8 protein-coding genes are annotated in these 10,422 nt (G+C 35.2%); all 8 read left to right on the top strand.

Annotated features, from left to right (window positions below):
• The first annotated feature begins 225 nt into the window (after positions 1 to 225).
• Entirely contained in the window at positions 226 to 1,164 is a 939-nt protein-coding gene (locus HU235_RS11290; protein ID WP_174880286.1) for a VanW family protein, read from the top strand.
• Positions 1,165 to 1,462: 298 nt separating this feature from the next.
• Complete coding sequence (locus HU235_RS11285; RefSeq protein ID WP_174880285.1) at positions 1,463 to 2,284, top strand: Cof-type HAD-IIB family hydrolase; 822 nt, start codon at positions 1,463 to 1,465, stop codon at positions 2,282 to 2,284.
• 73 nt (positions 2,285 to 2,357) lie between these two features.
• A complete protein-coding gene (locus tag HU235_RS11280; protein WP_174880284.1) occupies positions 2,358 to 3,398 on the top strand; it encodes a LacI family DNA-binding transcriptional regulator in 1,041 nt (346 codons plus the stop codon).
• A gap of 124 nt (positions 3,399 to 3,522) precedes the next feature.
• Positions 3,523 to 4,314: an HAD family hydrolase gene (locus HU235_RS11275; RefSeq protein ID WP_174880283.1), complete on the top strand. Its 792-nt coding sequence runs from the start codon at positions 3,523 to 3,525 to the stop codon at positions 4,312 to 4,314.
• 213 nt (positions 4,315 to 4,527) lie between these two features.
• The gene (locus HU235_RS11270; RefSeq protein WP_174880282.1) at positions 4,528 to 6,741 is read left to right on the top strand and encodes an AAA domain-containing protein; all 2,214 of its coding nucleotides are present in this window, start codon (positions 4,528 to 4,530) and stop codon (positions 6,739 to 6,741) included.
• 350 nt (positions 6,742 to 7,091) lie between these two features.
• Positions 7,092 to 7,418 (top strand): ArsR/SmtB family transcription factor, encoded by a 327-nt coding sequence (locus HU235_RS11265; protein ID WP_095300101.1) that lies wholly within the window; start codon positions 7,092 to 7,094, stop codon positions 7,416 to 7,418.
• A gap of 21 nt (positions 7,419 to 7,439) precedes the next feature.
• Positions 7,440 to 9,533, top strand: coding sequence for a heavy metal translocating P-type ATPase (locus tag HU235_RS11260; RefSeq protein ID WP_174880281.1), 2,094 nt, complete (start codon positions 7,440 to 7,442; stop codon positions 9,531 to 9,533).
• Positions 9,534 to 9,703: 170 nt separating this feature from the next.
• Positions 9,704 to 10,422, top strand: a 719-nt coding sequence (locus HU235_RS11255; protein ID WP_233452204.1) for a cytochrome c biogenesis CcdA family protein, incomplete at its 3' end; no start/stop codon positions are given.

Here is a 10,422-nt window from a genome sequence, read left to right as displayed (position 1 = left end):
ATGAAAATTATAGTAAAATGAAAATTAAACAATTTATGATTTTCATCCTAGTGAAAGGTAATTTTTAACACTGCTAAGGATATTTTATTATTTCCTGAATATAAATGTAATTGTTGGTAATTGGATTATAAGATATAAGGGGTGTTTACTAAAGGCAATTTATAAAGTGGGTTAAATTACTAAAAAAATAGAAAGAATATCTTAGTGGGAAATGTGGGAGAGAGAATGTACAAAAAATATGTTTCTTCGATACTATTATTATTGATGGTTTCAGGTTGTAGTACTGGTTTTGCAAGTGGTTCTAAAGAAGATGAACCGCTATCAGTGAAAGCGATGGGAAGCAGCACGTTTCAGCTAGCTGAGAAGTCAGTGGAATTTAATGTAGACTTATTACACCCAACAACTAAAGAAGTACTATATTCCTATAAACCAACATTAGCGGTAAATTCTAAAGAGTATGAGCAACAAATAAAAACACTTGCGGATGAATTAGCAAGCAAATTAGACCAACCGATGGTTCCAGTAAAACTATCAAATGGTCAGCTGACAAAGGGTCAAAGTCGTGTCGTTTTAGACGAAGACAAATTAGTCGAATCATTAAAAAATATTCGTGCCCTTGACAAATCAATTGTATTGCCAATCGAAGAAAAAGCACCTAATGTCACACAGGAGACCGTTAAAGGTATCGATGAGGTCGTTATTGGAAGCTATAAAACGACATTTAATGCAAGTATAAAAGGGCGAACACATAATATTGCATTATCAGCAGGAGCGATAAACCAAATCGTTTTAGGGCCAGGAGATCGCTTTTATTATAATTTAGTAGTTGGTGAACGAACACCTGAAAGAGGATACCAAAAAGCAATGGAAATAGTTGATAAAGAATTTGTAGAAGGTATTGGCGGTGGGATATGTCAAACATCATCAACTCTGTACAACGCGGTAATGAATGCAGGATTAGAAGTGATTGAAGTTCACTCACATTCACGTTCAGTTGGTTATGTACCAACTGGTAAAGATGCAACAGTTTCCTGGAACGGTCCTGATTTTAAATTTATAAACAATAAAGATTATCCTGTAATGATAAAAACAATAGTCGATACAGCTGGTGGTTCAATTGAAGTGCAAATCCTAACTTCGAAGGAAGCTGCAGCAAAATTATAATAAGAGGGTGACTCAAAAGGGTCTGACCCCTCCAAAAACACTTATATATAGTAAACTAACCTTATCATTAGTCTATATACCAGTGTTTTAAGGGGTCTGAACCGTTCATTTTGAGCCAGCCTCTTTTTTCATATGTTGCTATTAAAACGAAGAACAGTCTAATTTTTAATTTTTTATAAATTTGAAGCAATTATCTTTAAAGAAAACATGAAGAAAGTCTAATTCAGCCAAATATTCCTTTTATGTTAAATTTATAGTAGGATTATAGGTACTTGCATATAGAAAGGAAATTTAAAACATGACATATAAAATGATTGTACTAGATTTAGATGATACATTACTACGTGACGACCACACAATTTCGGAACGTACAAAAAAAGCATTAATGGATGCACAAAAAAAGGGTGTTAAGGTTGTTCTTGCTTCAGGAAGACCAACATTTGGAATGAAACCAATTGCGAAAGAGCTTTCATTAGCGAAATATGGTAGCTTTATCTTATCCTTTAATGGCGGAAAAATAATTAACTGCCAAACAAATGAAGAACTCTTCAGCAGTACTCTATCAATTAATCAAGTTCACGATTTATATGATATAAGTCGTCGAGAAAATGTGTATATTCATACATATGTTGGTGATGAAATCATCACAGACCAAGATAATCAATATACGACAATCGAATCTGAATTAACAGGATTACCAATTCGCGTCGTGCCAAATTTTAAAGCGGCAATCACCGAGCCTGTTGTTAAATCATTAATGGTTGATGCACCCGAAAAGTTAATAGTAGTTGAGGAAAAACTCCAAGCTGAATTAGCTGACGAATACAGTGTCATGCGTTCAAAGCCATTTTTCTTAGAGTTCACAGAAAAAGGTGTGACAAAAGGGACAAGTCTAAATCAATTGATTAACGAATGTGGCATTAAACGTGAGGAAGTAATTGCAATAGGTGATAGCTATAATGACCTTTCAATGATTGAGTTTGCTGGTCTAGGCGTTGCAATGGGAAATGCACCTGAGGATATAAAATTAGCCGCAGATTATGTAACCGATACGAATATGAACGACGGCGTTGCAAAGGTTGTTGAGCAATTTATTCTTAATCAAGCCATTTCAGTATAAGTTGGTTCTTAAATCAATAAATGGACAAGGAAAGAAAAAAGTTATCGTTTTGACTGTTTAATGAGGTGTACAAATGGGTAAAAAGGTTACCATTCAGCAAATTGCCGATTATTTAGGAGTATCAAAATATGTCGTGTCACGGGCATTATCCGGTAAAAGTGGAGTAAAGGATGCAACTCGAGATAAAGTTCTTGAAGCTGCAAAACAATTAGGCTATCAACCTCAAGTACTTGCAAACGCCAAAGATTCGCTTCATTCTACTAAAGCAGGGCAAAATAATGTACTTGTCGTCTTACCGAAAAGCCAATATCAAGACTCAATTTATTGGGGAAGAATTATTGATGGAATATCAAATGAGCTAGAAGGTCATTCCTTAGGTATCGTCATGATGACAGAATCGGATAGCTTTTCAACTGTTATAAACCCCAAAGGTTTCATTGGAATTATTTGTGTCGGACATATTTCAACTAACATTCTATTAGAATTTAAAAAATGGGAGATTCCAGTCGTATTAATTGATGATGAAGAGCCATTATTTTCGACTGATACTATTTTTGCGAATAATTTCGATAGTAGCTTTCAACTAACGAATTATTTAATTGGTCTCGGTCATCGAGATATGATTTTTATTGGAGATATATACTTTTCAAGAAGCTTTTATGACAGATGGTTAGGTTTTCGCTGTGCACTTGAATCTCATCAATTAGTCCCGAAAACAAATGAAGTTTATCTTGAAAAAAGGGAAAAAGATTATGAGGAAATGATTATCAGCGCAAAAAAATGGCTCGAGATAGCTTTTGCTCGTAATGAAATGCCTACAGCAATTGTCTGTGCTAATGATTCAATTGCTTTATACATGATAGACTTACTAAAGGCAAAAAAGCTTAACATTCCAGAAGATATTTCGATTACAGGTTTTGATAATATAGAAAGCTCATATTTAAACTCGCCAACATTAACAACGATTCATGTTCCAAAAGAACAGCTAGGAAAAAAGGCTGTTACTGTATTAATCGACCAAATTCATAGCAGGAAGGAACAGTTCGAGAAAATATTGCTTACATGTGAATTAATCATAAGAGAATCTACAGCAAAACTAAAAAGTTTAATTTAAAGAATAGACAAAATTTTTATAGTTTTCTAAAATTCTATTTACATATCTATTAATTCTCTGTAATCTATTTTGTAAATAGGATAAATATAAAGCAATTGCCGCACAGAGAATTGGAGGAGCAAAATTGATTAAGGCTATTTTTTTTGATTTAGATGATACATTACTATGGGATCAGAAAAGTGTTAAAGAGGCATTCCTTGCTACTTGTAAACTCGCAGAGACCGAATTTGGTATTGATGCAGAAAAGCTTGAAGAAGCTGTCCGCAAAGAGGCTAGAGAATTGTATTCTTCTTATGAAACATATGAATTTACACAAATGATTGGAATAAACCCTTTTGAAGGACTTTGGGGGAATTTCCTTGATGATGAAGAAAATTTCAAAAAAATGGCAAAAATCGTCCCTTCATATCGGAAGGATGCTTGGGCACGAGGACTAAAGGCATGTGGAATCGATAACAGTGAATTTGCTGCTAAACTAGCAGAAGAATTTCCTGCCCAAAGACGGAAAAGCCCCTTTGTATATGAGGAGTCTTATAAGGTTTTAGATACGTTAAAAGAGGACTATCGTCTCCTTCTCTTAACAAACGGTTCACCTGACCTACAAAATACGAAATTAGAAATTACTCCAGAGCTTGTTCCATACTTTGAACATATTATTATTTCTGGTGCATTTGGTCGCGGTAAGCCGGATCCTTCCATATTTGAGCATGCTTTAGAAAAAATGAACCTATCAAAAGATGAAGCGATCATGGTCGGAGATAATTTAATGACAGATATTTTAGGTTCATCACGTATCGGGATGAAATCAGTTTGGATTAATCGACATAATAAAGAGAGAAATGAAGTAATCCCAACATATGAAATCACACATCTAGAGGAATTATACCCAATATTAGCTGAGTTAAATAACAAGTAACGAATCAGAAAGCAGCCTGTTAATGAAATGCCTTATAAACGTTAGACTTCAATCTAATATTTATAAGGCACTTCACAAGCAGGTTGCTTTTTTATGTTGTTTTAACCCATTCCTATTCTCTAATCTCTATAATACTAGAATAGATTTTTACTTTTCAAAATGGTATAGTTAGCATTCACATACAAGGAACATTTTTTAAGGAAGCTGAAAATCATGAAATCAACCAATTATTATTTAAAAGTATGGCAAAAGGCATTGCGAGCAGAAATCAATCATTTGAAAAATATTGGCCGCTCAAAATATCCGTTAATAAATGGCCAGTTAATGAAAAAGGATGAGGGGTATACCTATTTTTTTGAAACACCTCGTCAGCTAAACATACCAATCGGTTCGATTATTGTGCTTGAACCAATTTCACTTAAAGGAAGAATATTATCTTCAGAAGGAAAAAGTGTCATTCTTTCTGTTGATGCATCATTAGGAACAATGTTAGATGATTTATTTCTCGTTTATGACCCATGGGAATTGTTAAATGAACTACATGAACGCTTAGAAGAAATAAAAGATAATAAGCGCAAAAGGGCACGAATAAAAAGGTTAATGAATCCTGCAAATGAAACGAAACATCCGCAAAAACCATTTAAATCAAATGTCCACGAACTTATCATTCGTAGCAAATATAATCCCGTTACATTTGTATGGGGACCGCCTGGTACAGGTAAAACGTACACACTTGCACGAGTTGCAGCAAATAAATATGTGAAAGGGCAAAAAGTATTAGTTCTAGCACAAAGTAACCAAGCTGTTGATGTGTTAATGGCAGAAATCTCTCATTTTATCAATAAAAAAGGAAAGTCTCGTGAAGGAGATATTTTACGATATGGCAATCAAGCAGTTTTAGAAGCAAATACATCGATTACTGCTAACGATTTATTGCTTAAGCATGCCCCAGAGCTCGTTGCGAAACGAACACATTATCTCGAAGAACGAAATAGCCTTAAGCAAATACTTGGACAATCGTATAGTAAACGCGACTCTGAGGAGTTATTAGAAATTGAACGTAAACTTGCTCAAGTAGTAGAGAAAATTCGTCAAAAGGAAATTCAATTTGTAAAGAATGCCGAAATAGTAGGGACGACGTTAGCGAAAGCTGCCACCGATCCGATTATTTATGAAGCAAACTATGATTTGGTAATAATTGATGAGGTAAGCATGGCATACGTTCCACAAATTGGCTTTGCCGCAACACTTGGCAGTCGTTTAATTATATGTGGGGACTTTAAACAGCTACCTCCAATCGCAACAGCTAAGCATCCATTAGTCGATTCGTGGTTACGTGAAGATATATTTCATAAAGCAAATGTAATCGATTGGCTAGAAGATGGAGCAACAGATACTAGCCCACATGCTCAGCTTTTTATCTTAAAGGAACAACGGAGGATGCATCCAGAGATATCTGCATTTACAAATCATTATATTTATCATTCATTAGTCGAAGACCATGAAAGTGTGAAAAAATCAAGAAATTCAATTGTTGAGAGGGCACCATTTCAAGGGATGTCTTCCGTATTATTAAATAGCAGTGGGATGGGCAATTATTGTCTTCGTGAAAAAACTTCACATTCAAGGTTTAATCTATGGCAGCTATTCCTTTCATTCCAAGTTATTCATGAAGCGTATTTAGCAGGGGCACGATCTATTGGATATGTTACACCTTATCGTGCTCAAGCTGAATTTATGGATACATTGCTTGCTGATATTTACAAGAAAGAGTTATTCGACGCAGATATTATTTCTGCAACTGTCCATCGTTTTCAAGGAAGTGAACGCGATGTGATGGTATTTGATTCAGTTGAAAGCAATCCACAAACAAGGCCAGGTATGCTGCTTATTGGAAGAGATAGTGAAAGATTAATAAATGTAGCGATCACACGAACTAGAGGGAAATTTATCCATGTAAGTGATCACAAATATATTCAAGCGCATGTCTATCGCAGCAAGACAATTAGAAAGCTTGTCGAATACCAAATAGGGCATAAGCAAAAGATTGAACCACACATGATTGGTAAATGGATCAAACATCAACATCCTAAATTATTATGGTTTCATGCGAAAAAGCTTGACCGTTTTATTGATGATTTAAAAATGGCAAAGCGCTCGATTATTATTGGACTTCCGCCAAACAAACAGTTAACAAAAGAGTGGGAAGGTTTGTTATCACAACGAAATACGTCTGTTCAGATTACGTACATTCCAGCGGAAAATCCAGATCGAGAGACACTGTCATTTCCATTCATAATCATTGATGAACAATATCTTTGGGTAGGTATGCCTTTCGAAGCATCAGTAAATGTCACGCCACCATCTATTGCTACTCGATTGCATTCTGAACCACTTATTCGATTGTTTCTTACTCAACTCACGTAAGGAATATTAATTAATTTACAAACTTTTTTCGACAAATGTTATAAGAGGGTAAAAGCAAAGGGAGACTTGAAATTGGCAAAAATCGCTAAAAAGGCTCCCGAATTCCTTAAAAAAACAAGTTTCTTAAAAGGGACATGAATATGTAGGTTTACCATTGTACTATGAAATTCTTAAATGAATGTTGAACACTATCACACGAAAAGAAATCGCTCGAGGAGAACTTGGCAACATATTTAAAACAAATATGGTAAATATGATTGACAATAGTCAAAAAATTTTTTACACTTTTATTATATTATATGAACACATACTCATATTTTGATATATACTATGACAAAGAGGTGTTTGAAATGGATGAAGCAAAAAATGATGAAAAATATGACCTAGAACAGCTTGATGAAGAAACGTTATTCATTGTTTCTCAAACATTTAAAGCATTAAGTGATCCTACTCGAATCAGAATCTTGCATTTATTGTCACATAAAGAACATTCTGTAAATGAAATTGCCGAGAAGCTATCACTTTTACAATCAACGGTTTCACATCAGCTACGTTTTTTGAAAAATTTACGGTTAGTCAAGTATCGCAGAGAGGGGACCACTCTTTTTTACTCTCCAGATGACAACCATGTGATGAATGTATTACAGCAAACAATTAACCATGCTCAGCACCATTAAGTTTAAATGGAGTGAATCTTTATGGAAGAATATAAGGTCAAAGGTCTAACATGTGCAAATTGCACTAGGGAATTACAGGAGGAAATTAATCGATTACCATCGGGTGAAACTGCCACATTAAATTATAATAGCGGTAAGCTCCGTATTGCCAATACGGTAGATATGGAAAAGGTAACAAAAATCCTTTCCTCAGATGGTGCTTATATTGAGACAGACCAATTTGAGCAAGATCATCAGCATGAGCATACACATCACCATTCAAAAGTAAATTGGCTAACAATATTATCAATCTCAACGATTTTTTATTTTGCAGCCTTTTTTGCTGAAAATTGGCTTAATGAATATGTGGCAATTGCTCTTTTCCTTGCTGCAACCGTACTAAGTGGCTACCAAACCTTTATTAAAGGCTTAAAAAATTTAGTGAAATTGAAATTTAATATCGAGACACTAATGACGATCGCGCTTATCGGTGCATTATCAATAGGTGAATGGAAGGAAGGAGCACTTGTTGCGATTCTTTTCGGCCTTAATGAATATTTAGAAGGCTTAGGAATGGAAAAAGCGCGTAGATCGGTGGAATCACTTTTAAAGGTTGCCCCAAAAGAGGCAACAATTCTTGAAAATGGAGAAGAGCATCTTGTTCCTATTAAGTCCTTAAAGGTAAATCAAATTGTTCTCGTTCGTGCAGGTGAAAAGGTTCCTTCAGATGGAGTCATTATCGAAGGAAATAGCTCAGTGAATGAATCTGCGATAACTGGTGAATCATTGCCGATCGAAAAATCAGTAAATGAACCAGTGTTCGGTGGCAGTATTAACAACGAAGGACTTCTGAAGGTGAAATTAACAAAAGCATATAATGATTCATCTTTAGCAAAAATTCTTCACCTTGTCGAAGAAGCACAAGAGACGAAAACACCAACTGAATTATTTATTAATAAATTTGCCAAATATTATACACCGCTTATCATGGTTATTTCGGCAATGGTTATGATCATTCCTCCTCTTTTGTTTAATGGGAGCTGGGGAGATTGGTTTTACCAGGGATTAGCAGTATTGATCGTTGGCTGTCCATGCGCACTTGTCTTATCATCACCAATTGCGATAGTCTCAGGGATTACGAAAAATGCTCGAAACGGTATTTTAATTAAAGGTGGCGTCTTTTTAGAACAATTAGGAAAAATCACAACGATTGCCTTTGATAAAACAGGAACGTTAACGAAGGGTGAGCCTCACGTTGAAGAGCTTATTGCATATGACCCAGCGTTTTTACAAATTGCTGCTTCGATTGAGAAATCATCATCACATCCAATCGCCAAGGCTATCATAAACGAAGCGAGAAATATACCTTTAATTGAGCTGGATGAAATAACTGCATATTCAGGTACTGGAATTGTTGCGAAAGGAAACGGCACGACCTATTATTTAGGCAATGAAAAACAAATTCAGCATCTTGCTTTACCTGATAACGTTCAAATCGACCTTCAAAGACTAAAGGATGCTGGGATGACTGTCGTGCTTTTAGCAAATGAGTCTACCGTCCTTGGTATGATGGGGATTGCGGATAAAATTCGCGAGGAAAGTGCAGCCATCATTAAAAAATTACACGGTTTAGGGATCTCAAAAACAGTTATGTTAACAGGTGACCATGAAAAAACTGCCGAAAAGGTTGCCAAGAAGATTGGATTATCGACGTATTTTGCTGGACTATTACCAGAGGAAAAGGTAAAGAAAATCTCAGAGCTTTCTCAAAAGGGCAAGGTAGCTATGATAGGGGATGGAATTAATGATGCACCAGCCTTAGCGACTGCAGATTTAGGAATTGCAATGGGGAAAGGAACGGACAGTGCAATCGAAACTTCCGATATCGTTCTAATGCAGGATCATTTAGGAAGGCTGCCTTCAGCAATTAAAACAGCGAAAAAGGTAAATTCGATTATTAAAATCAATATCACCCTGGCACTAGGTTTAAAACTTATTGCTCTTCTATTAACAATCCCAGGTCTATTAACTCTTTGGATCGCGATACTGTCAGATATGGGAGCAACAATACTAGTGACATTAATTAGCTTAACTGTTTTATATGAGAAAAAAACCAATGACAAATTACAAGCATAACGACAATCTTATGGTAGAATAGATGCAGCAGTTGATTTCTTGATTTTCATGAAATCTAACTGCTGCTTTATCATGTATTTTATATAAATAAAAGAGTTCGAAAACGTTCACAACTCTTCTGTTATCATTTATGATGAAATCGCTATAATACTACTATGAGGGGGGATTCTGTGGAAAATATAACATTTATCATGGCCTTTTCAGCGGGGCTACTTGCATTTGTATCACCATGCTGCTTACCTTTATATCCATCGTTTGTTTCTTACATAACAGGGATGTCTATTAATGAATTAAAGGGTGACAAGGATACCCAGCATAAAAAGAAGATATTGCTGCATTCGATCTTTTTTTCTTTAGGCTTCTCCGTCATTTATTACATATTAGGCTTTTCATTTAGTGGAATCGGTCAACTTTTTAGTGAACATCAAGATTTGATTCGGATGCTAGGTGGGATTTTCATTATTTTAATGGGGTTATTTATGTTGGAGATTTTCCAGCCTAAATTTATGCTAAAGGATACCCGTGTCCAAAAAAAGCGAAGCAATGTCGGCTATTTAAATTCGTTTCTTATTGGATTAGGCTTTGCGGCAGGCTGGACACCATGTATCGGTCCGATCTTTGGTGTTATCATGTATGCAAGTGCGCTCAATCCATCACAGGCGTTCATTAATATTACAGGCTATTCACTAGGATTTTGCTTACCATTTATCGTATTAGCATTTTTCATTGGTAAAACAAAATTCATTGTTAAACATTCACAAAAGCTAATGAAAATTGGTGGTGTCATTATGATTATTTTCGGTATATTGCTTTATTTTGATCAAATGACTTTTTTAAATATATGGTTTTCTAATTTGCAATACCGACTAAATGATTGGATACATACAGT

The organism is Metabacillus niabensis (genome assembly GCF_902829255.1).
In the GTDB taxonomy this organism is placed as follows: domain Bacteria; phylum Bacillota; class Bacilli; order Bacillales; family Bacillaceae; genus Metabacillus; species Metabacillus niabensis.
Note: the sequence above shows the minus strand (reverse complement) of the source record. Positions and strands in the feature narration are given on the sequence as shown.

Bases quoted from the DNA above. Each gene is read 5' to 3' on its own strand.
- HU235_RS11285 (WP_174880285.1), top strand. From the start codon at position 1,463: ATGACATATAAAATGATTGTACTAGATTTAGATGATACATTACTACGT.
- HU235_RS11290 (WP_174880286.1), top strand. From the start codon at position 226: ATGTACAAAAAATATGTTTCTTCGATACTATTATTATTGATGGTTTCA.
- HU235_RS11280 (WP_174880284.1), top strand. From the start codon at position 2,358: ATGGGTAAAAAGGTTACCATTCAGCAAATTGCCGATTATTTAGGAGTA.
- HU235_RS11260 (WP_174880281.1), top strand. From the start codon at position 7,440: ATGGAAGAATATAAGGTCAAAGGTCTAACATGTGCAAATTGCACTAGG.
- HU235_RS11265 (WP_095300101.1), top strand. From the start codon at position 7,092: ATGGATGAAGCAAAAAATGATGAAAAATATGACCTAGAACAGCTTGAT.
- HU235_RS11270 (WP_174880282.1), top strand. From the start codon at position 4,528: ATGAAATCAACCAATTATTATTTAAAAGTATGGCAAAAGGCATTGCGA.